The organism is Delftia lacustris, assembly GCF_040267515.1.
Lineage (GTDB): Bacteria > Pseudomonadota > Gammaproteobacteria > Burkholderiales > Burkholderiaceae_C > Comamonas > Comamonas tsuruhatensis.
On sequence record NZ_CP141274.1, the window covers coordinates 2,792,795 to 2,813,245 of the forward strand.

The 20,451-nt window shown below is 67.7% G+C and carries 17 protein-coding genes and 2 riboswitches; of the genes, 5 read left to right on the plus strand and 12 right to left on the minus strand.

Annotated features, from left to right (window positions below; genetic code table 11):
• Positions 1-5: 5 nt before the first annotated feature.
• The 10 genes from U6958_RS14130 to gcvT all read right to left on the minus strand — a co-directional run bounded on the left by U6958_RS14130 (position 6) and on the right by gcvT (position 12,982).
• Complete coding sequence (locus U6958_RS14130; RefSeq protein ID WP_026062223.1) at positions 6-707, minus strand: ABC transporter ATP-binding protein; 702 nt, start codon at positions 705-707, stop codon at positions 6-8.
• 8 nt (positions 708-715) lie between these two features.
• A complete protein-coding gene (gene livG / locus U6958_RS14135) occupies positions 716-1,483 on the minus strand; it encodes a high-affinity branched-chain amino acid ABC transporter ATP-binding protein LivG (RefSeq protein WP_016446336.1) in 768 nt (255 codons plus the stop codon).
• A 52-nt stretch (positions 1,484-1,535) separates the two neighbouring features.
• A complete protein-coding gene (locus U6958_RS14140; protein ID WP_016451503.1) occupies positions 1,536-2,774 on the minus strand; it encodes a high-affinity branched-chain amino acid ABC transporter permease LivM in 1,239 nt (412 codons plus the stop codon).
• On the minus strand, positions 2,774-3,700 hold the full coding sequence (livH, locus tag U6958_RS14145) for a high-affinity branched-chain amino acid ABC transporter permease LivH (RefSeq protein ID WP_016446334.1): 927 nt from the start codon (positions 3,698-3,700) through the stop codon (positions 2,774-2,776). The genes U6958_RS14140 and livH overlap by 1 nt, the downstream gene beginning before the upstream one ends.
• Positions 3,701-3,800: 100 nt before the next feature.
• On the minus strand, positions 3,801-4,922 hold the full coding sequence (locus U6958_RS14150) for a branched-chain amino acid ABC transporter substrate-binding protein (protein WP_074922927.1): 1,122 nt from the start codon (positions 4,920-4,922) through the stop codon (positions 3,801-3,803).
• 340 nt (positions 4,923-5,262) lie between these two features.
• A complete protein-coding gene (locus U6958_RS14155; protein ID WP_016446332.1) occupies positions 5,263-5,964 on the minus strand; it encodes an RluA family pseudouridine synthase in 702 nt (233 codons plus the stop codon).
• Entirely contained in the window at positions 5,961-8,189 is a 2,229-nt protein-coding gene (locus U6958_RS14160; protein WP_017404836.1) for a PAS domain-containing sensor histidine kinase, read from the minus strand. Before U6958_RS14160 ends, U6958_RS14155 begins: the two co-directional genes overlap by 4 nt.
• A gap of 155 nt (positions 8,190-8,344) precedes the next feature.
• A complete protein-coding gene (gene gcvP / locus U6958_RS14165) occupies positions 8,345-11,236 on the minus strand; it encodes an aminomethyl-transferring glycine dehydrogenase (protein ID WP_074922928.1) in 2,892 nt (963 codons plus the stop codon).
• A gap of 71 nt (positions 11,237-11,307) precedes the next feature.
• Positions 11,308-11,682, minus strand: a complete 375-nt coding sequence (gene gcvH / locus U6958_RS14170) for a glycine cleavage system protein GcvH (RefSeq protein WP_012206130.1) — start codon at positions 11,680-11,682, stop codon at positions 11,308-11,310.
• Positions 11,683-11,815: 133 nt separating this feature from the next.
• Positions 11,816-12,982, minus strand: a complete 1,167-nt coding sequence (gene gcvT / locus U6958_RS14175) for a glycine cleavage system aminomethyltransferase GcvT (protein WP_074922929.1) — start codon at positions 12,980-12,982, stop codon at positions 11,816-11,818.
• Between the two features lie 25 nt (positions 12,983-13,007).
• Positions 13,008-13,126: riboswitch (glycine riboswitch) on the minus strand.
• A gap of 15 nt (positions 13,127-13,141) precedes the next feature.
• Positions 13,142-13,251: riboswitch (glycine riboswitch) on the minus strand.
• Between the two features lie 169 nt (positions 13,252-13,420).
• On the opposite strand from gcvT, the gene U6958_RS14180 reads away from it, so the two are divergent.
• The gene (locus tag U6958_RS14180; protein WP_074922930.1) at positions 13,421-15,025 is read left to right on the plus strand and encodes a fatty acid--CoA ligase; all 1,605 of its coding nucleotides are present in this window, start codon (positions 13,421-13,423) and stop codon (positions 15,023-15,025) included.
• Positions 15,026-15,064: 39 nt separating this feature from the next.
• Here U6958_RS14180 and U6958_RS14185 read toward each other — a convergent pair whose 3' ends face one another.
• Positions 15,065-15,994: a LysR family transcriptional regulator gene (locus tag U6958_RS14185; protein ID WP_034366154.1), complete on the minus strand. Its 930-nt coding sequence runs from the start codon at positions 15,992-15,994 to the stop codon at positions 15,065-15,067.
• A gap of 98 nt (positions 15,995-16,092) precedes the next feature.
• Here U6958_RS14185 and U6958_RS14190 point away from each other — a divergent pair, with 98 nt between their 5' ends.
• Entirely contained in the window at positions 16,093-16,584 is a 492-nt protein-coding gene (locus U6958_RS14190) for a DMT family transporter (protein WP_016446326.1), read from the plus strand.
• Positions 16,585-16,635: 51 nt separating this feature from the next.
• Here U6958_RS14190 and U6958_RS14195 read toward each other — a convergent pair whose 3' ends face one another.
• Positions 16,636-18,282, minus strand: coding sequence for a sensor histidine kinase (locus U6958_RS14195; RefSeq protein WP_074922931.1), 1,647 nt, complete (start codon positions 18,280-18,282; stop codon positions 16,636-16,638).
• 457 nt (positions 18,283-18,739) lie between these two features.
• Between U6958_RS14195 and U6958_RS14200 the strand changes: the two genes are divergently transcribed.
• The 3 genes from U6958_RS14200 to U6958_RS14210 all read left to right on the plus strand — a co-directional run bounded on the left by U6958_RS14200 (position 18,740) and on the right by U6958_RS14210 (position 20,410).
• Entirely contained in the window at positions 18,740-19,195 is a 456-nt protein-coding gene (locus U6958_RS14200; protein ID WP_012206124.1) for an Lrp/AsnC family transcriptional regulator, read from the plus strand.
• Between the two features lie 5 nt (positions 19,196-19,200).
• Positions 19,201-19,968 carry a helix-turn-helix domain-containing protein gene (locus tag U6958_RS14205; protein WP_074922932.1) on the plus strand — a complete coding sequence of 256 codons (768 nt, stop codon included), beginning with the start codon at positions 19,201-19,203 and terminating at the stop codon, positions 19,966-19,968.
• Positions 19,969-20,053: 85 nt separating this feature from the next.
• The gene (locus U6958_RS14210; protein ID WP_074922933.1) at positions 20,054-20,410 is read left to right on the plus strand and encodes a VOC family protein; all 357 of its coding nucleotides are present in this window, start codon (positions 20,054-20,056) and stop codon (positions 20,408-20,410) included.
• The last annotated feature ends 41 nt before the right edge of the window (positions 20,411-20,451 follow it).

Sequence of the window (20,451 nt, forward strand, 5' to 3'; positions counted from 1 at the left end):
CGTTGTCAGGCGCCCAGGTAGGCGCGGCGCACGGCGTCGTTGGTCAGCAGGTTGGCGCCGGTGTCCTCCAGCACCACCTTGCCGGTCTCCAGCACATAGCCGCGGTCGGCGATCTGCAGGGCGCGGTTGGCGTTCTGCTCGACCAGGAAGACCGTGACGCCAGCGGCGCGGATGGTCTGGATGATCTCGAAGATCTGCGCAATGATCAGCGGCGCCAGGCCCAGCGTGGGCTCGTCCAGCAGCAGCAGGCGGGGCTTGCTCATCAGCGCGCGGCCGATGGCCAGCATCTGCTGCTCGCCGCCCGACATGGTGCCGGCGCGCTGGTGGGCGCGCTCGCGCAGGCGCGGGAAGAGGCCGAACACATGTTCGATGCCGGCCTCGATCTGCGGCTTGTCCAGGAAGAATCCGCCCATCTTCAGGTTGTCGGTGACCGTGAGGTCCGAGAAGATGCGCCGCCCTTCTGGCGAGACCGCAATGCCCTTGCGCATGATGTGGTGCGAAGGAAGCTGGGTGATGTCCTCGCCCTCGAACGAGATGCGGCCCGAGCTGGCGCGCGGGTTGCCGCACACCGTCATCAGCAGCGAGGTCTTGCCGGCGCCGTTGGAGCCGATCAGCGAGACGATCTCGCCCTGGTTGACGTGCAGGCTGACGCTGTCGACCGCGCAGATGGCGCCGTAGTGGGTGGAGATGTTCTCCAGTTGCAGCATGGCAGGCATCAGGCTTCTCCCAGATAGGCCTTGATGACCCGTTCATCGTTGCGAATGGCATCCGGCAGGCCCATGGCGATGGGCTTGCCGTACTCCATGACCAGGATGCGCTCGGACACGCCCATGACCAGGCCCATGTCGTGCTCGATCAGCAGCACGGCAATGCCGTACTGGCGGCGCAGCTGGTCGATCAGGCCCTGCAGGTCCTTTTTCTCCTGCGGGTTCAGGCCGGCGGCGGGTTCGTCGAGCATGAGCACGCGCGGCTTGGTGATCATGCAGCGCGCGATCTCCAGGCGGCGCTGGTGGCCGTAGGCCAGGTTGCCGGCCTCGCGGTTGACGAACTCGCGCAGGCCCATCACGTCCAGCCAGTGCAGGGCGCTCTCGATCTTTTCCTCTTCGCTGCGGCGGTAGCCCGCCGTGTTGAACAGGCCCGACAGCAGGTTGACGCCCGAGCGGCGGTGCTGTGCCACCAGCAGGTTTTCCAGCACCGTCATGGACTTGAACAGGCGCACGTTCTGGAAGGTGCGCACCACGCCGTGGTTGGCCACGTGGTGGCTGCTGCGCCCCTCGATGGCGCTGCCGTCCAGCGCGATGGAGCCGCTGCTGGGCTGGTAGAAACCGCTGATGCAGTTGAACACCGTGGTCTTGCCGGCGCCGTTGGGGCCGATGATGGCAAACACTTCCTGCGGACGCACGTTGAAGCCCACGTGGTCCACGGCCAGCAGGCCGCCGAAGCGCATGCACAGGTCTTTGACTTCTAGCAAATACTCGCTCATTGCCGGCCCTTGCTGCTATCTGTTGTCCCAAAAATCATGGTGTCGGCATGCCTCATGAGCGTACCTCCACATGGCGACGGCGCATGGGCAGCAGGCCCTGCGGGCGCCAGACCATCATCAGCACCATCACCAGGCCGAAGATCAGCATGCGGTACTCGGAGAACTCGCGCGCCAGCTCGGGCAGCACCGTCAGCAAGATGGCCGCGATGATCACGCCCAGCTGCGAGCCCATGCCGCCCAGCACCACGATGGACAGGATCAGCGCCGACTCGATGAAGGTGAAGGACTCGGGGTTGACGATGCCTTGGCGCGCCGCGAAGAAGGCGCCGCCGAAGCCGGCGAACATGGCGCCCAGCGTGAAGGCCGACAGCTTGATCTTCATGGGGTTCAGGCCCAGGGAGCGGCAGGCGATCTCGTCCTCGCGCAGTGCCTCCCAGGCGCGGCCTATGGGCATGCGCACCAGGCGGTTGGAGATCCACAGCGTGACCACGGCCAGCAGCAGTGCCATCAGGTACAGGAAGATCACCATGTGCAGCGAGCTGAACTCCAGCCCCAGGAACTGGTGGAACGTCGTGCCGCCCTCGGTGGAGGGGGTGCGCGTCATCTCCAGGCCCAGCACCGTGGGCTTGGGGATGCTGGAGATGCCGTCCGGCCCGCCCGTGATGCTGGTCAGGTTGACCAGCAGCAGGCGGATGATCTCGCCAAAGCCCAGGGTCACGATGGCCAGGTAGTCACCGCGCAGCCGCAGCACCGGAAAGCCCAGCACGAAGCCGAACATCGCGGCAGCGGCACCGGCCAGCGGCAGCGCTTCCCAGAAGGACCAGCCGGCCCAGTGGAAGAGCAGCGCATAGGTGTAGGCGCCCACGGCGTAGAAGCCCACGAAGCCCAGGTCCAGCAGGCCGGCAAAGCCCACGACGATGTTCAGGCCCAGGCCCAGCATCACGTAGATCATGGCCAGCGTGGCGATGTCCACCGCGTTGCGGCCCGCAAAGAAGGGCCAGGACACGGCGATCAGCAGGGCCGCCAGCATCAGGCCGTTGCGGTGGCTGGGGCGCGCCTGCGGCAGCGAGGGCAGCGAGACCTTGGGCATCTTCGCCGCGATCAGCGGGCGCAGCAGCTGCACCAGGAAGACCAGGGCGCAGGCCCAGGCCACCACCGTCCAGTCGGGGTTGATGATGGTGCGGGTGCCGGCGCGTTCCAGGTGCAGGCCGAAGATGGGCGTGACGACCACGGCCGTCATCACCGTGGCGATCAGGGCGTCGCGCAGGTTCAAAGTGGGTTTGGTTTTCATCAGACCTTCTCCACTTCAGGTTTGCCCAGCAGGCCCGTGGGGCGGAACAGCAGGATCAGCACCAGCAGGCCGAAGGCCACGATGTCCTTGTACTCGGACGAGATGTAGGCTGCCGCAAAGGTTTCGGCCACGCCCAGCAGCACGCCGCCAAGCATGGCGCCGGGGATGGAGCCGATGCCGCCCAGCACCGCGGCCGTGAAGGCCTTGATGCCGGCCAGAAAGCCGATGAACGGGTTGAGCTTGCCCACGGCCAGCGCGATCAGCACCCCGCCCACGGCCGCCAGCATGGCGCCCAGCACGAAGGTGAACGAGATCACGCGGTTGGTGTCGATGCCCAGCAGGCTGGCCATGTGCATGTCCTGGGCGCAGGCGCGCGAGGCGCGGCCCATGCGCGAGTGGCGGATGTACAGCGTCAGCAGCACCATGAGCACGATGGCCACCACGATGATCAGGATGCGCGAGTAGGGCACATAGATCTCGAAGCCGCCTTCGGCACCGAAGCGCAGCGCGCCCGGCAGCAGCGAGGGCACGGCCATGTCGCGCGCACCCTGGCCCAGGGCCACCCAGTTCTGCAGGAAGATGGACATGCCGATGGCCGAGATCAGGGCCACCAGGCGGGGACTGCGGCGCAGCGGCTTGTAGGCCACCTGCTCCACCACCAGGCCATAGACGCCGGTGACGAAGACCGAGACCACCAGCATCAGGCCGATGATGGCCCACACCGGCAGGCCGCTTTGCGTGCCTATGGCCGACAGCGTGACCAGGCCGATGTAGGCCCCGATCATGTAGATGTCGCCGTGGGCGAAGTTGATCATCCCGATGATGCCGTAGACCATCGTGTAGCCGATGGCGATCAGGGCATAGATGGCGCCCAGGGACAGTCCGTTGAACAGCTGCTGTATCAGCTGAGGTAAGAGTTCTGACATGGTGTAATGCCGCCCCAAAACAGGAAAAGGCCTAAAAGGCCAGGATGCAGACGACCGGGACACGCCGAATGCGTGCCCCGGTCAGTCAGACGGAGGGGGATTACTTGGCAACGACCGACTTGCTGCCGTCCTTGTGCCATTCGAACACCTGGAAGTCGAAGGACTTCAGGTCGCCCTGCTTGTTCCAGCCCACCGAGCCCAGAACGGTCTCGAAGTTGGACTTGTGCAGGTGGTCAGCCACCTTGGCGGGGCTGTCGCCCACGGCCTTGATGCTGTCCAGCAGCACTTGCGTGGCGGCAAATGCGGTCAGTTGGAAGGCGCCCGAAGGATTGCGCTTCTTGTCCTTGAAGGCCTTGACCACGGCGGCGTTCTTGGGGTTGGCCGAGAAGTCTGCGGGCAGGGTCACCAGCATGCCTTCGACGGCGTTGCCGGCGATGGCGTTGACTTCGGGGTTGCCCACGCCTTCGGGGCCCATCATGCGGACCTTCAGGCCCTGCTCGGAAGCCTGGCGCAGCAGCAGGCCCATTTCGGGGTGGTAGCCACCGTAGTAGATGAAGTCCACGCCGGCGCTCTTGAGCTTGGTGATGACGGCGGAGTAGTCGCTGTCGCCGGCGTTGATGCCTTCGAACAGGGCCACTTCCACGCCGGCCTTCTTCAGGTCGTCGCGCACGGAGGATGCAATGCCCTGGCCATACGACTGCTTGTCGTGCAGCACGGCAACCTTCTTGGGCTTGGCCTTTTCCAGGATGAACTTGGCGGCGGCCGGGCCCTGCTGGTCATCGCGGCCGATGGTGCGGAAGATGAAGTGGTAGTTCTTGCCGTCGGTCAGGGCGGGGGACGTCGCCGAGGGGGTCACCACGACCACGCCTTCGTTGTTGTAGATCGGGGCTGCGGCAATCGATGCGCCCGAGCAGACGGGGCCGATCACGTAGCCGATCTTGGCGTTGACCACGCGGTTGGCGGCCACGGGACCTTGCTTGGGTTCGCAGGCGTCATCGACGGACACCAGCTCGATCTTCTTGCCGTTGACGCCGCCGGCCGCATTGGCCATTTCCACGGCGGTGTTCACGCCTTCCTTGACCATGTCGCCGTACTGCGTCAGCGGGCCGGTGGTGGGAACCACCATGGCGATCTTGATTTGCGCATGCGCTGTGGAGAACAGGGCGGCGCCAGCCAAACCCAGGGCGGCGACGACGGTGTGCATGCGGAACGGAATGCTCATGAGTACTTCCTTCAACTTTGGGTAAAGCGTTCTGAAAAACGCGGTGGCTCCTGTAGGGGCTAGCCGCGCAAAGAAGCACAGGTTAATCGCCTGGTTACCAATGGCAACAGGGTATCCCGGGGCTGGCGCGGCAACAGGCTTTTCGCTAAGGCTCCCATCGCGGCCTGCGCCGTCGGGCGGGGGCTGTTTTGGCCGAAGAAAACGGCTGATGCCGACGATGCACCCTGACGGTGCTTCATGAAGTCAATATGACCAACTGCAAGAAGGGGAAACACGTACGCTGAATGTTGCATTGCAGCAACGTACGCGGTGGCGATGATTTGCGTGTTCCTGCGATGGATCAGAACGGCGCGGCGGATTCGAAACGCAGCGTCTCGCCAGACAGGGGATGCGCCAGCTCCAGCAGCTGCGCATGCAGCAGCAGGCGCGGCGACAGCGCCTGCACGGCGGCATCGGCATAGAGCGCATCGCCCAGGATGGGATGGCCCAGCGCGGCCATGTGCACGCGCAGCTGGTGGGTGCGCCCCGTCACGGGCTGCAGCTGCACCCGCGTGGTGATTGCGTCCCGGACTTCGGTGGCTTGCGCGCCTGGCAGGGCGCGCCACAGGGTCTGGCTGGGCTTGCCCTGCACGGCATCGATGATGCGCAGCGGGCGCCGCTCCCAGTCGGCTGCAATCGGCAGGTCGATGCTCTGCCATGCGCCGGCTTGCCGCGCGGTGGGGCTGCCTGCCACCACGGCCACATAGCGCTTGTGCACGCGGCGCTGCGCAAAGGCCTCGCTCAGCAGGCGCTGGCTGGCCAGGCTGCGCGCCATGATCACCAGGCCCGAGGTGGCCTGGTCCAGCCGGTGCACGACCAGCGCATCGGGCCAGCGCTGCAGGGCGCGGGCGCTCAGGCAGTCCTGCTTGTCTGGGCCGCGCCCGGGCACGCACAGCAGGCCGCTGGGCTTGTCCAGCACCAGCAGTTCGGCATCTTCGTGCAGGCAGATGACGCCTGCGCCGTCACCTGCACTGGCGCCGCCATCGCGTTGCTCAGGGGTCAAGCCGTTCCCCGCTCATTCAGCAGCCTGTGCACCGTGGCGCACAGCTCTTCCACGTCGTTGGGCTTGTGGACCAGGGCCCTGGCGCCTGCAGCCAATGCGGCCTGCTCGATCTCGGTGGTGATGTAGCCCGAGGCCAGCGCGATGGGCAGCTGCGGCTGGATGGACAGGGCCTCATGCACCAGGTCGATGCCGCTGTAGCCGGGCATGTTGTAGTCGGTGACCAGCAGGTCGCAGTCCTGGGGCGCGGCGCGCAGCGCCTCGATGGCCTCGTGCGGATCGGTGAAGCCGCTGACCTGGTAGCCGCGCCGGCGCAGCAGGCGCTGCACCAGAAAGACCAGGGCCTGGTCATCGTCCACGTACATCACATGCTGCTGCGCGGCCTGCGGGTCGGGCAGCAGGGCGAACTGCGGGCCGGTCGGGGTTTCCGCGGCCGCCAGGGGCTCGGGTGCGCTGGGCAGCGCCTGGGCGGCGAGGGGCTCGGCCGGTGCAGAGTCGGCCGGCGTCAGGGGGTCGGCCGGAGGAAAGTACAGCGTGAAGCGGCTGCCCTGGCCGGGGATGCTGTACACGTCCACGGCGCCGCCGTGGTTGCGCATGACACCGTGTACCACGGGCAGGCCCAGGCCCGTTCCCTGGCCCACGGGCTTGGTGGTGAAGAAGGGCTCGAAGATGCGCTGCAGCGTGCGTGCGTCCATGCCGGGGCCGTTGTCCTGCACCGACAGCGCCACATAGCTGACGGGCGGCAGGCCCAGGCGTTCGCACAGGCGCTGGTCCGGGCGCACCAGGTCGGCATCCATCTGGATCAGGCCGCGCCGCTCGCCCAGGGCGTGCATGGCATTGGTGCACAGGTTGAACAGGGCCTGCTCCACCTGCATGGCGTCGGCCAGCATGGGCGGCATCTGCGGCGGCACGTGCACCTGCAGCTCCACGGCGGGCGGCAGGGTCACGCGCAGCAGCCGCGCCGTGTCGCCCATGACCTCGCGCGCCTGCACAGGCTTGCGCTGCGGCGGTTCATTGCGGCTGAACGTCAGGATCTGGCGCACCAGATCGCGCGCGCGGCGGCCGGCCTTTTCGATCTCCTGCAGGCTTTCGATGGCTGCGGCATTGCCGCCGCAGTCGGCCTTGGCCAGCTCCACATTGCCCAGGATGGCGCCCACGATGTTGTTGAAGTCGTGGGCAATGCCGCCGGCCATGGTGCCCAGGGCCTGCATCTTGTGCGATTCGCGCAGCTGGTCTTCCAGCTCGTTGCGCTGGGCCTCGGCCTTCTTGCGGCTGGTGAGGTCGCGCGCGAACACGGTGGTGGTCTCGCCGCCGCTGTGGTGCTCGAAGGAGACGCTGACCTCGACCGGGATTTCGCGGCCGCTGGCCGTGCGTGCCGTCATCTCGCCCAGCACGGCCTGCGTGGTCAGCGGCGCAAAGGACAGGGCCTGGGCCGCATCGGGCAGGAAACGCTCCAGCGGACTGCCCAGCGCGTCGTGCGGCGGACACAGAAACAGGGCGGCAGCCGTGGGATTGAAGACGGTGATGCGCTGCTCGTGGTCCAGGCAGATGATGGCGTCCAGGGCCGAGTTGATGACCGATTCGAGCCGCCGCTCGCTCAGGAACAGCTGGTGGTTGCGCTGCTGCAGCGCCAGGCGCTCGGCCAGCAGCGGACCCTGGTCGACCACGGCGCACAGGTACTGCGCAATGGGCGGGCCGCTTTGCTGCGGGATGGCGATGCAGGCCACATGCAGGTCGGCGCGCAGCTGGTGCTGCTCGGTGATGTCGAAGCAGACCTCGTGGGCCTCGGTGCGGCCCAGCTCGCGTGCCGCAACGAAGGTCTCGCGCACGCGCTCGGCGTCGTCAGGGTGCACGAAGGGCGCGAAATTGACCAGCAGCCGGTCATGCTCGGTGGGCTGGAAGGCGCTGTGCGCCATGGCGTTGGCCTGCACCACCATGTCGTGCTCGTCCACCACCAGCAGGGGCAGGGGAATGCTGGCAAACAGGGCTTCGAAGCGCTCGGAGGCGCTTTCGGCCACGGCCTGGCTGTAGTCCAGCACGCGGTTCTGGATCTCCAGCTCGCGCTGGTAGTTGCGCAGCTCGGCGACCAGGGCCTGCAGCGGATCGTCTTCGGGCTGGAAGGAGGGGAAACGTTCGACGGGGGGCAGGTCGGCGCCGGGCGCCAGCAAGGCATGCAGGGGCAGGTGCTCGTCGTCGCGAGGCTGGTCGGAAGGGTCTTGGCTGCTCATCGCGTGCTGGCGCTGGGGAAAGCGGCATCTGCCGCACAAATCCTGGTTGCCCGCGCCTGGCGTCCGGCAGATGGACCGGGGCCCGGCGCGGGCAGGGCCGCAGTGTACGCGCGCCGGCCGGGGCGCCACAAGCGCCCCTTTGGGTGGCAGGTGCTTCAGCTCAGGTAAGCGTCGACCGGGATGCAGCTGCAGTAGAGGTTGCGGTCGCCGTAGACGTTGTCCACCCGGCCCACGGGACACCAGTACTTGGACTGGCGCAGGGCAGCCACGGGGTAGGAGGCGGCCTCGCGGCTGTACGGGTGGGTCCATTCCGAAGCCAGCAGGGTCTCGGCCGTGTGCGGCGCGTTCTTGAGCGGGTTGTCGTCCTGGGGCAGGCGGCCCTGCTCGATGGCGCGGATTTCCTCGCGGATGGCGATCATGGCGTCCACGAAGCGGTCCAGCTCGTACAGGCTTTCGCTTTCGGTGGGCTCCACCATCAGCGTGTTGGGCACGGGGAAGGACAGCGTGGGCGCATGGAAGCCGTAGTCGATCAGGCGCTTGGCCACGTCCTCGGCCATGACGCCCGTGCTTTCCTTGAACGGGCGCAGGTCCAGGATGCACTCGTGCGCCACATGGCCGTGCTCGCCCGCGTACAGCGTGGGGTAGTGGTCGCGCAGCCGGGCGCTGATGTAGTTGGCGCTGAGGATGGCGGTCTCGGTGGCCAGGGTCAGGCCCTGGGCGCCCATCATGCGGATGTACATCCAGCTGATGGGCAGCACGGCCGCATTGCCCAGCGGCGCGGCACTGATGGCACCCGTGCCTCCCGCAAGGCCCGTGGTGGCATGGCCGGGCAGGAAGGGCACGAGATCCTCGACCACGCAGACCGGGCCCACGCCCGGGCCGCCGCCGCCGTGCGGGATGCAGAAGGTCTTGTGCAGGTTCAGGTGGCTGACATCGCCGCCGAAGCTGCCCGGCGCGGCCAGGCCCACCAGGGCGTTCATGTTGGCGCCGTCCACGTAGACGCGGCCGCCGTGGTCATGCACCAGCTTGCACAGCTCCTTGACCTGGGTCTCAAACACGCCGTGCGTGCTGGGGTAGGTGATCATGATGCAGGCCAGGTTGGCACTGTGCTGCTCGCACTTGGCCGCCAGGTCCGCCATGTCGACGTTGCCGTTGGCGTCGCAGGCGGTGACCACCACCTGCATGCCCACCATCTGCGCGCTGGCGGGGTTGGTGCCGTGGGCGCTGCTGGGAATCAGGCAGACGTTGCGGTGCGACTGGCCCCGGCTCGCATGCCAGCCCTTGATGGCCAGCAGGCCCGCGTACTCGCCCTGGCTGCCGGCATTGGGCTGCAGGCTGATGCCGGCGTAGCCCGTGGCCTGGCATAGCCAGTCGCGCAGCTGCTTGTCCAGTTCCGCATAGCCCTGCTGCTGGTCGGCCGGGGCAAAGGGGTGCACCTGGGCGAATTCGGGCCAGGTGATGGGAATCATCTCGCTGGTGGCGTTGAGCTTCATGGTGCAGGAGCCCAGCGGGATCATGCTGCGGTCCAGCGCCAGGTCCTTGTCCGACAGCTGGCGGATGTAGCGCAGCATGGCGGTCTCGGAGCGGTGGGTGTTGAACACCGGGTGCGTGAGGAAGGCGCTGCTGCGGCGCAGTCCGTCGGGAATCAGCGGCTCCACGCCCTTTTCGAAGGCGGTGAAGCTGGGCAGGGCCTGGCCGTCCCGGGCGAAGATCTTCCACAGCAGCTCGACATCGGCGCGCGTGGTGGTCTCGTCCAGCGAGATGCACAGGTATTCCTTGAAATACACGCGCAGGTTGGCGCCCAGGGACACGGCACGCTCCACGATGGCCTGGGTGGCCGCGCCCGTGTGCAGGCTCAGCGTGTCGAAGCTGGGCGCCTCGCGCAGCGGCGCGCCCAGCTCGGCCAGGCCGCGCGCCAGGATGGCCGTGTACGAGGCCACGCGGCGGGCGATGCGCTCCAGGCCCTCGGGGCCGTGGTAGACGGCGTACATGCTGGCCACCACGGCGGGCAGCACCTGGGCCGTGCAAATGTTGGAGGTGGCCTTTTCGCGGCGGATGTGCTGCTCGCGCGTCTGCAGTGCCAGGCGGTAGGCGGGCTTGCCGTGCACGTCCACGCTCACGCCGACCAGGCGGCCGGGCAGGGAGCGCTTGAACTCGTCGCGGCAGGCCATGAAGGCGGCGTGCGGGCCGCCGGCGCCCATGGGCATGCCAAAGCGCTGGGTGGTGCCCACCACGATGTCGGCACCCCATTCGCCGGGCGGCGTGATCAGGGTCAGCGCCAGCAGGTCGGTGGCCACGATGAAGGCGGCCTGCTTGCCATGGGCCTTGTCCACGTCGGCGCGCAGATCGTCGATGCGGCCGCTGGTGGCAGGGTACTGGGCCAGCACGGCGAAGTAGTCGCCCTCCATCAGCTGGTTCCATTCCTCCAGCGAGTTGGCCAGCAGCACCTCGATGCCCAGCGGCGCGGCGCGCGTCTGTATCACCTCGATGGTCTGGGGGTGGGCATCGCCGGCCACCACGAAACGGTTGCTCTTGCTTTTGACGGAGCGCTTGGCCAGCGTCATGGCCTCGGCGGCCGCCGTGGCCTCGTCCAGCATGGAGGCGTTGGCAATCGGCATGGCCGTCAGGTCGCAGACCATGGTCTGGAAGTTGACCAGGGCCTCCATGCGGCCTTGCGAGATCTCGGCCTGGTAGGGCGTGTAGGCCGTGTACCAGGCGGGGTTCTCGAGAATGTTGCGCAGGATGACGCCGGGCGTGTGCGTGCCGTAGTAGCCCTGGCCGATGAAGCTTTTGAGCAACTGGTTGCGGCCTGCCAGCGCCTTGAGTTCGGCCAGCGCCTGGGCCTCGGTGGCCGCTGGCGGCAGCGCCATGGGCTGGTGGCGCCGGATGGAGGGCGGGACGATGGCGTCGATCAGCGCATCGCGCGATGCCGCGCCGATGGCGCTGAGCATGTGGGCATCGTCTTCGGGCGCGATGCCGATATGGCGGGCCACGAATTCGGTGGCGTTCTCGAGGGCGGCAAGGGGCTGGGTGGAGGACATCAGCATGGAGGGACCTGTCTCAAAAGCTGAAAAGCGCCAGGGCGGGCCCTGGCGCCCGTCCTGGCCGGAAAGTGGCGTCAGTTGCTCTGGGCAAAGGCCGTGTAGGCGGCTTCGTCAAGCAGCGCGGCCAGCTGGCCTGCGTCGCTGAGCTTGACCTTGAAGAACCAGCCTTCGCCCAGCGGGTCGCTGTTGGCCAGGGAGGGGTCGTCGCGCAGGGCCTCGTTGACTTCGACGATCTCGCCGCTGACGGGCATGTAGACATCGGCGGCGGCCTTGACGGACTCGACCACGCCGGCCACATCGCCCTGGTTGAAGCTGGTGCCCACGGCGGGCAGGTCGACGAACACCACGTCGCCCAGCGCGTCCTGCGCGTGGAGGGTGATGCCGACGATGGCCGCGTCAGGGTTGGCGGCGTTGATCCACTCGTGGTCCTTGGAATACTGGATGCTCATGGCTTGCTCCGATAGAAACTGAAAAAACCTGTGAAAGGCGGTTTGAGAAAGGTCAGTGCGCACTGTAGCGGCATGCGATGGCAGGAAAAACGAATCCGCCGAACTCGATCCACGCCAAGCGCGCAGGCTGTCCTCAACCGCGGTGATAGCGGGGCGCCACGAAGGGCGTGGCCTGCACCTGCATGGGCACGGCCTTGCCGCGCACCATGGCCTGCAGCGTGGTGCCGATGGCGGCGCTGCCCGGCTCCACATAGGCCAGTGCCACGGGCTGGTTCAGCGTGGGCGACAGCAGGCCGCTGGTGACCTGGCCGACCTTGCGGCCGCTGGCATCCAGCAGTTCCGTGCCTTCGCGCACGGGCACGCGCTCCAGGGCCACCAGGCCCACGCGCTTGCGCGTGAGCAGCTCGGGCGACTGCAGCTGGGCCAGCACGGTGGCTGCGCCGGGAAAGCCGCCTTCGCGCTCGCCACCTGCGCGGCGGACCTTCTGCACGGCCCAGTTCAGGGCGGCCTCGGCCGGGGTGGTGGTCGTGTCCAGATCGTTGCCGTACAGGCACAGGCCGGCTTCCAGGCGCAGCGAATTGCGCGCGCCCAGGCCCACGGGCCTGACTTCGGGCTGGGCCAGCAGGGCACGGGCAAAGGCCTCGGCGTGGCTGGCGGGCAAGGAGATCTCGAAGCCGTCCTCGCCGGTGTAGCCGCTGCGCGTGATGTACAGCTCGGCCCCCTCCCAGTCGAAGTGGCCGCCTGTCATGAACACCAGGCCGGCCGTATCCGGCAGCAGGCGCTCCATGGCGGCTGCGGCCTGCGGGCCCTGCAGCGCCAGCAGGCCCCGGTCGAACTGGGGCTCGATTCCGCAGCGCTGGCCGATGCGGGCCTGGATGTGCGCCAGGTCTTCGTGCTTGCAGGCGCCGTTGACGATCAGGAACAGGTCGTCCTCGCGGCGCACGAACATCAGGTCGTCCAGAATGCCGCCCGCGTCGTTGAGCAGCAGGCCGTAGCGCTGGCGGTGTTCGCCCAGGCCCAGCACGTCCATGGGCATCAGCGACTCCAGCGCGGCCCCGGCGTCGGCACCGCGCACGCTGATCTGGCCCATGTGCGAGACATCGAACAGGCCTGCCGCCTCGCGCGTGTGCAGATGCTCGGCCATCAGCCCCTGCGGGTATTGCACGGGCATGGAGTAGCCGGCAAACGGCACCATGCGCGCGCCCAGTTCCTGGTGCAGGTCGAACAGCGGGGTCTTGAGCAGATCGGTGGTGGAGGCAGCGGACAAGGAGGGCTCTCTTTCAGGCAAGGAACAAGGCATAACGCCATCCCGGTCCTCCGGGATGTGCTGCCCTGCTGTCCGCTTTACCTGAGAGATTCACCCGCACCTTCCATGCGTGGGGCTTGCTCCTTCGGTGGATGGGGCACACCGCCGTGCCCTGCATCTCTCTCCAGCTAGGAACGCCTGCGGCCGTGGCGGCAGGCGGTGCCAGTCCTTTTGCCTGAGCGTTCGGGAAACCCTGCGCCTTCGGCGGTGCCGCTGCCTGTGACCATTGCGGCCGGGCGGGCACTCTCTCCTGACCGGCGCATTCTAGCTGCGGCCAGCGTCCGCGCGGCTTCGGGATTTCCGCGGGCCGACTGCAACTCCATGCGCTTGCCTGCATGGATGCATTTGCAAATTGCATAACTGTCTAAAAAATCTCCTACATTGAGGTGCATCGATATATGAAATCTCGTGAGCGAGAAGGAAGAAGCGCACATGCAGCAGACGCTGGGAGACACATTGGCCTGGCCGGCACGTTACCTGCCGAACAAGGAAGCCCTGGTCGCGTGGGAGGGCGGCGAGCGCCGCGCCTGGACCTACGCCCAGCTCGATGCCGAAGTCAACCGCCACGCCCACGGCCTGGCCGAGCTGGGCATAGGCCATGGCGACGTGGTCGCGGCCTTTCTCTACAACACGCCGGCCTTTGTCTTCACCATGCTGGCGGCCGCGCGCCTGGGCGCCATCTTCAATCCCATCAACTACCGGCTGGCGGCGCAGGAGCTGGCCTTCATCCTCAAGGACGGCGCAGCGCGCGCCCTTGTGTTCGAGCACGAGGGCGGCGAGGTGGCCGCACGCGCCCAGGCCCTGCTCAAGGCCGAAGGTGGCGGCACTGGCACGGGCATCGAGCACTGGATCTTTGCCGACGATGCCCCGGCCGACCCGCTGCCGGCCTGGGCCACGCAGCGCCTGTCCGCCCTGGCCAGTGGCCGCAGCAGCGCGCCGCCCCAGGCCCATGTGCGCGAGAGCGACCCCTGCATCCTCATGTACACCAGCGGCACCACGGGCCGGCCCAAGGGCGTGCTGCATACGCACCGCAGCAAGCTGGCGCACAACGCCCTCATGCACCAGACCATGCAGTTCACGCGCGACGACGTGGGCCTGGCCATGGCGCCGCTCAACCACACGGCCGAGCTGCACACCAGCTTTTTGCCGCGCCTGCAGGCCGGTGCCACCCAGGTGCTGCTGCGCCGCTTCGACGTGACCGAGGCCTGGCGCCTGATCCGCGAAGAGCGCGTGAGCTTCTTCTTCGCGGCGCCCACCATGGTCACCATGCTGCTGGCCGACCCCATTGCCTCGCCTGAGCAGGCGCCCGCGCTGCGGCTGGTGGAGTACGGCGGCGCCTCCATGGCGCCGCACCTGATCCGCGAATGGACACGCAAGGTCGGCAGCGACCTGGTCCAGGTCTACGGCACCACCGAGATGGGGCCCTGCATGTCCATCCTCCTGCCGCGCGAGCAACTCTCGCACGCGGGCTCGGCCGGGCTGCCCTCCATGGGCCATGACCTCATCGTGGCCCGCCTGCGCGAAGACAACGCCCCCACCGACCCGGCCGAGGCCTGCCTGCCCGGCGAGGTGGGCGAGATCCTGGTGCGCGGCCCCTGCATGATGGCCGGCTACCTCAACCGCCCCGACGCCAACACCCGCGCCCTGGCGCACGGCTGGTACCACACGGGCGACCTGGGCCACATCGACGACGACGGCTATCTCTGGATCCGCGACCGCATCGACTACATGATCAATTCGGGTGCCGAGAACGTCTATCCGCGTGAGGTGGAAGACGCGCTGGTCGAACACGCCGACGTGCTCGAGGTCGCCGTCATCGGCGAGGCCGACGAGCGCTGGGGCCAGATCGTCGCCGCCCACGTGGTTGCCAAGCCGGGCGCCACACCCACGGCCGAGGCGCTGGACGCCTTCCTGGTCCACGGCGACCGCCTGGCCGCCTACAAGCGCCCGCGCCGCTACCACTTCCGCGAGGCCCTGCCCAAGACGGCCAGCGGGAAGATACAGAAGCAGTTGCTGAGGGTGGGGGTGACGGCCTGAGGCTGCGGCCTGCGCTTACTCCTGCACTTGCTCCTGCTCTCACTCCTGTGTTTGCCCCTGCGCAGCACAGCACTGCGCCATCGAGTTGCGCAGCCACCGATGCATGGCATCCCCCTGCTTGCGCACATGCCAGGCCTGCTGGTAGGCGAACTCGGGCAGCTCCAGCGGCGGAGCGAAACGGCGCAGCGTTTTGTGGCGGCGCAGGTCACCAATGGCGCGGCTGCCCACGGTCAGCACGAGGTCGGTGCCTGCCAGCACCTCCAGCGCCGCGCTCCAGTGGGGCAGGGCCAGCACCACGCGGCGGCTCAGGCCTTGGGCGGCCAGCGCCCGTTCGATCTCCTCGCTGGCGTCGGGCCGCATGGCCAGCATGACGTGCGGGCGCTGCAGCCAGTCCGGCAGTGACAGCCCGCCGCGTGCCGGCAGCACGGCCTGGTCGGCCACGCTCACGAACTGTTCCTGGAACAGATCCTGCACCTCGATGCCTTCGGGCAGGTCGGGTGCGTCGGGGAAGGGCCCCAGGGCCAGGTCCAGTTCGCCATCGGCCAGCTGGGCCAGCATCACCTCGCGCGTGGACTGGCTGATGGCCAGGTCCAGCCCGGGTGCGTGCTGGCGCAGATGCCGCATCAGCGGCGGGAGCACGATGCGCGATGCGTAGTCCGACAGCGCCAGCCGCAGCCGTCCGCGTGCGTGGGCCGGGTCGAACTCCGCCTGTGCCAGCAAGCCGTTGAGGCTGCCCAGCGCATCCGCCAGCGGTTGCACCAGGCCTTGTGCGCGTGCCGTCAGCGCCATGCGGCCGCCGCGCCGCACCAGCAACGGGTCGCCCAGATGTTCGCGCAGCTGCGCCAGCGAATGGCTCATGGCCGGCTGGCTCTTGTGCAGACGCAGGGCCGCACGCGTCACATGTTTTTCGGCCAGCAGGGCGTGCAGGGCCAGCAGCAGGTTGAGGTCGATACGGCGCAGTTCATCCATGCCATGAATATAGACCGTGCACACAAACGATTTCCATCAACGTGCTGGATGCGAGAGCATGCAGGCATCGATTGACAGAAGAAGAAAGGTCTTGCCGCATGACAGGTAAAAGCACATTCACCGCCCTTGCTCCCGTGGCCCTGGCGCTGCTGGCGGGGGCCATCCTGCCATTCCAGGCCGCCAGCAATGCTCTGGTGGGCCGTCTGCTGGGCCACCCGCTGTGGGGCGCGCTGGTCTCGCTGGCCGTGAGCGTCATGGTCGTGGTGCCTGCACTGTGGGTGCTGCGCGCGCCCGCTCCGGCCATGGCCCAGGCGGCAGCGGGGCCATGGTGGCTATGGATAGGCGGCGTGCTGGGTGCCATCTATGTGGCCAGTGCGGCGGCCGTTACACCCAAGCTGGGCGCAGGCGGCTTCCTGGTTTGCGTGGTGGCGGGGCAGATCGTGGTCTCGGTGCTGGTGGACCACTTCGGCCTGATGGGCCTGGGCGCACGGCCGGTCAATGCGACGCGCCTGGCCGGCGTGGCCTTGATCCTGGGTGGCGTGCTGCTGGTGGTGCAGGGCGGGACGGCCCGTGCAGCGGCGGCCCCATGAGCGCCACGAGCACGCACTGCTTCAGGGGCAAAGGCCCCGGCCTTGCCCGCGTCAGGCGGGCATGCCCGGCGGCACGGCGGCCGGCCTTGCCGCTGGCGGACATTCCTGGCAGGCATCTGCCGTGCCGGGCGGGAGCCGGCCCAGCCGGATGACAAAGCAGGCCCCGCCTCCGGCAGCCGGCTGGAAGAACGCGTCGCCTGCGTGCAGCCTGGCGATGCGCCTGACCACGGACAGGCCCAGGCCATGCCCGTTGACGTGCCGGGTGGCGCTTGCGCGTTCATAGGGCTCGAAAACCTGTCTTGCCGCTTCGGGCGCAAGGCCCGGTCCCTGGTCGCTGACGGAAATCAGCAGGTCACCGGACGCATCGCAGCGGGCGGCCAGGGTGATGTCGCCCGCCTTGGCATATTTGATGGCGTTGCCGACAAGGTTGGAGATGGCGATGCGCACCAGGACAGGGTCGCATTGCCATTGCTGCGGGCCTTGTTCCAGATCCAGTTTCAGGCGATGCCGCCGGGACCAGCCGACGAGCTCTGCAGACTCCTCCAGGAGTTCATCCAATGGCGTCTGCTCCAGTTGCAGCCGGAACGCGCCCGCGTCCAGCCGGTCGTTGATCAGGCAGGTGTCCACCAGGGTCATCAGCCGGCGCGAAGCCCTGCGTATCTGGGACGCCTGCTCGATGAGGGAGTCCGCATCCGTCGTCGGGAACGTCTGCAGCTCGGTCGCGGCGCCGTCCACGATGGTGAGCGGGGTGCGGAACTCGTGGTTGATCATGTTGAAGAACTGGCGCTGCTCCAGCCGCATCTCCCGCTCGCTGTGCAAGGCCGTCTGCAGGGCCTGCTGGGCCGTTTGCAGCTGTGCGGTGCGCTGCAGGACCTTGGACTCCAGCTCGCGCTCGGCCGCCTGGGCGCGTGACAGGGCCTGCATCCGCTCACTGCGCAGGGCGCGCTCCGCCACCCGCGTGCGGTTGGTCACCGCCATTCCCAGCAGGATGGCCTCGGAAACACGCCCGGCAAACCACAGCATCTGGGCCGATGGCAGAGCGACATCGGGCAGCAGGCCCTGGGTTCTCAGCAGGTTCAGGATGCCCAGGGCGGATGGCACGGCAAACGCCAGCGCGCCCGGCAGGTATTGCCACTGCCTTCGAACCACCAGCAGGTACAGCACGAAGACCGCACCGAACGATGTGGACACCAGGGCCGTGAACACCACGGCACGCGAGATCTGCGCATAGCCACCCAACAGTGCCATGCCCAGTGCGATGGCATTCAGCCAGGCCACCACGCTGAAGAGGTGCGCAGCCCAGATCCAATGGCGGCGGAACTCGAACAATTGGCTGAAAAACACCGTCGCCACCACACAGAAGCTGCAGTAGGCGATGGACAGCGCATGCTGGGGCTGGTCGGCGCCGGGCAGCCACAGGCCTTCGGGCCGGTAACGGAAAGCAGCGTAGGCAAAACCGGCTGCCAGGAGCGCGGCGCAAAGAATGTAGAGCCTTTCCCTGAGCCAGCACCACAGGATCAGGCTCATCAGCGTGATGGCCAGGGCCGAGCCCATGTACGCGTAAAGCAGCATGGCGGCCGGCGCCATGCTCCTGCCGGGAAAGACCGCGATGCCCTGGGCTGCCTGGGGGTTGGGCAGCAAGCGGGTGAGCAGTGCCAGAAGCGCTGCGGCTGCCAGGGCTTGCGCCAGCCATCGCATTGCAGAATCCGTTGGCCAGTGCCTCCGGCGGCCTTCGGTGGGATTGTCTTGGGTGTGGATCAAGGGGCCGATTGGTTGATGTGGCGAGCGCCCATGCATGCCCGACGTCAGGGTCAGTGCATGTCGTGCACGTTTGCGGGAGGCATTGTGCACCGGCCGCCGTTGCGGGAAAGCGCTGCCGGGTGTCTGCGGATGCCTGCCGGGTGCCCCAATGCAACAGGCCGCCCCACTGCGGATAAGCGGGGCGGCCTGTAACGGGTTCCTGAGGGGATCACGCATCCGGGCGCTGGCGGTAGTCGGCGGGGCTGGGTGAATGGTTTTGCTGCGCCGGTAAGCGTGCTCCCATGCAGACAAGTGTGCGCGTTTGGCCTCAGAAAATGCTGCTTTATTTCTTCAAAACAGGCGTTGCTACAGAAAATTATTCTGCACCTGCCTGTTTTGCAGTAGATTGCCGGCCATGGACATCCTCGACAGAAAGATTCTTTCCGCCCTGCAGGCCAACGCGCGCGCCAGCCTGCAGGAAATCGGCGCGGCCGTGGGCCTGAGCGCCTCGCCCTGCTGGGCACGCATCAAGAAGCTGGAAGAGGCGGGGGTGATCGAGGGCTATACCGTGCGCCTGAACCCGCTGGCGCTGGGCCTGGGCGATACGGTGCTGGTGCAGGTCACGCTGGACAGCCATTCGGACAACACGCTGGAGAAATTCGGCGAGATGCTGGCGACCATTCCCGAGGTGGTGGAGGCGCACCTGGTCTCGGGCGAGTACGACTACCTGCTGCGCGTCGTCGTCAAGGACACGCGCGACTACGAGCGCCTGCTGCGCGAGAAGCTCTACAAGATCAAGGGCATACGCCACAGCCAGTCCAGCTTTGTGCTGCGCACGCTGAAGAAGGCGGACCTGCCGCTGGGGGTCTGAAGTCCATGCCTTCTGGCCAGGCGCCGCCGCCCGCTCCCTACCGCGAACACTCCCCGCCGCCCGCCCTGCAGCCGCACTTCCAGTGCCTGTGGAGCAGCACCGTGGCCCCGGACTATGCCGGCGGTTTTCTCGTGGTGCCCGATGGCTGCGTGGACATCGTCTGCAAAGGCGGGCGGCTGCTGGCCGTGGGGCCTGACAGGGTGGCTGCGCGGCCTGCGCTCGTGCCGGGGTCCGAGGTATGGGGGGCGCGCTTCGGCCCCGGTGCGGCCAGCGCCTGGCTGGGCCTGCCCATGGACGAGATCGTGGGGCAGGCGGTGGAACTGGGCGATCTGCTGGGGCCGCGCGCGCGGGAGTGGTTGCATCGCTTCAACGATGCGCAGCCGGGCGCAGGGCAGGCCGTGTTCATCCATGGACTGGTGCAAATGGGCCGCGACGCCCCGGAGCCCGACCGGCAGGCCATGCAGCTGTTCGGTGTGGCGGCTGCAGCCGGGCGGGACGAATCCGGTGTGCTGGCCGCCATGCGCGCGCAGCTGGACATGTCCGAGCGCAGCCTGCGCCGCCTGTGCCACGCGCAGTTTGGCTACGGCCCCAAGACGTTGGAGCGCGTGCTGCGCTTTCAGCGCCTGCTGGCCCTGGCACGGTCTGACCGGCAGGCAGGTCTTGCGGCCCTGGCGGCGGAGGCCGGCTATGCGGACCAGGCGCATCTGTCGCGCGAGGTGAGGGCGCTGTGCGGCATCACGCCCCGCGCTGCCCTGCAGCAACTGCTGGATTGAGCGGCCCGGCTGGCCGTTTTGTTCAAGATGCCATGCCCCTGCGTGGCCGATGATGGCGGCCTACCGACATTCAATGGAGCATCACATGGGCATCAGGGGCAACAACCACCAGATCGACAACATCGAATTCAACGTGGCCGACATCGCACGCAGCAAGGCGTTCTACGGCGAGGCCTTCGGCTGGACCTTCACCGACTACGGGCCGAGCTACACCGAGTTCAGCGACGGCCGGCTGACGGGCGGCTTCACCACGGGCGAGGAGGTGCGGCCCGGCGGCCCGCTGGTCATCCTCTACGCCGACGATCTGGCCGAGGCGCAGCGCCGCGTGCAGGCGGCCGGTGCCGTGATCAGCCGCGCGGTGTTCGCGTTCCCGGGGGGGCGCAGGTTCCACTTCACCGATCCGGATGGCTACGAGCTGGCCGTGTGGTCGGCCGATGCCTGAAAGACGACAGCCCGCATCTGCGGGCTGTTTTCATGGGGACC

Excerpts from the sequence above, each read along its gene's own strand:
- gcvT (WP_074922929.1), bottom strand. The coding sequence starts at position 12,982 with ATGCCTTGTTCCTTGCCTGAAAGAGAGCCCTCCTTGTCCGCTGCCTCC.
- U6958_RS14140 (WP_016451503.1), bottom strand. The coding sequence starts at position 2,774 with ATGAAAACCAAACCCACTTTGAACCTGCGCGACGCCCTGATCGCCACG.
- U6958_RS14195 (WP_074922931.1), bottom strand. The coding sequence starts at position 18,282 with ATGCGATGGCTGGCGCAAGCCCTGGCAGCCGCAGCGCTTCTGGCACTG.
- U6958_RS14190 (WP_016446326.1), top strand. The coding sequence starts at position 16,093 with ATGACAGGTAAAAGCACATTCACCGCCCTTGCTCCCGTGGCCCTGGCG.
- U6958_RS14205 (WP_074922932.1), top strand. The coding sequence starts at position 19,201 with ATGCCTTCTGGCCAGGCGCCGCCGCCCGCTCCCTACCGCGAACACTCC.
- gcvP (WP_074922928.1), bottom strand. The coding sequence starts at position 11,236 with ATGCTGATGTCCTCCACCCAGCCCCTTGCCGCCCTCGAGAACGCCACC.
- U6958_RS14130 (WP_026062223.1), bottom strand. The coding sequence starts at position 707 with ATGCTGCAACTGGAGAACATCTCCACCCACTACGGCGCCATCTGCGCG.
- gcvH (WP_012206130.1), bottom strand. The coding sequence starts at position 11,682 with ATGAGCATCCAGTATTCCAAGGACCACGAGTGGATCAACGCCGCCAAC.
- U6958_RS14150 (WP_074922927.1), bottom strand. The coding sequence starts at position 4,922 with ATGAGCATTCCGTTCCGCATGCACACCGTCGTCGCCGCCCTGGGTTTG.
- livH (WP_016446334.1), bottom strand. The coding sequence starts at position 3,700 with ATGTCAGAACTCTTACCTCAGCTGATACAGCAGCTGTTCAACGGACTG.
- U6958_RS14160 (WP_017404836.1), bottom strand. The coding sequence starts at position 8,189 with ATGAGCAGCCAAGACCCTTCCGACCAGCCTCGCGACGACGAGCACCTG.
- U6958_RS14185 (WP_034366154.1), bottom strand. The coding sequence starts at position 15,994 with ATGGATGAACTGCGCCGTATCGACCTCAACCTGCTGCTGGCCCTGCAC.
- U6958_RS14180 (WP_074922930.1), top strand. The coding sequence starts at position 13,421 with ATGCAGCAGACGCTGGGAGACACATTGGCCTGGCCGGCACGTTACCTG.
- U6958_RS14210 (WP_074922933.1), top strand. The coding sequence starts at position 20,054 with ATGGGCATCAGGGGCAACAACCACCAGATCGACAACATCGAATTCAAC.
- U6958_RS14200 (WP_012206124.1), top strand. The coding sequence starts at position 18,740 with ATGGACATCCTCGACAGAAAGATTCTTTCCGCCCTGCAGGCCAACGCG.
- livG (WP_016446336.1), bottom strand. The coding sequence starts at position 1,483 with ATGAGCGAGTATTTGCTAGAAGTCAAAGACCTGTGCATGCGCTTCGGC.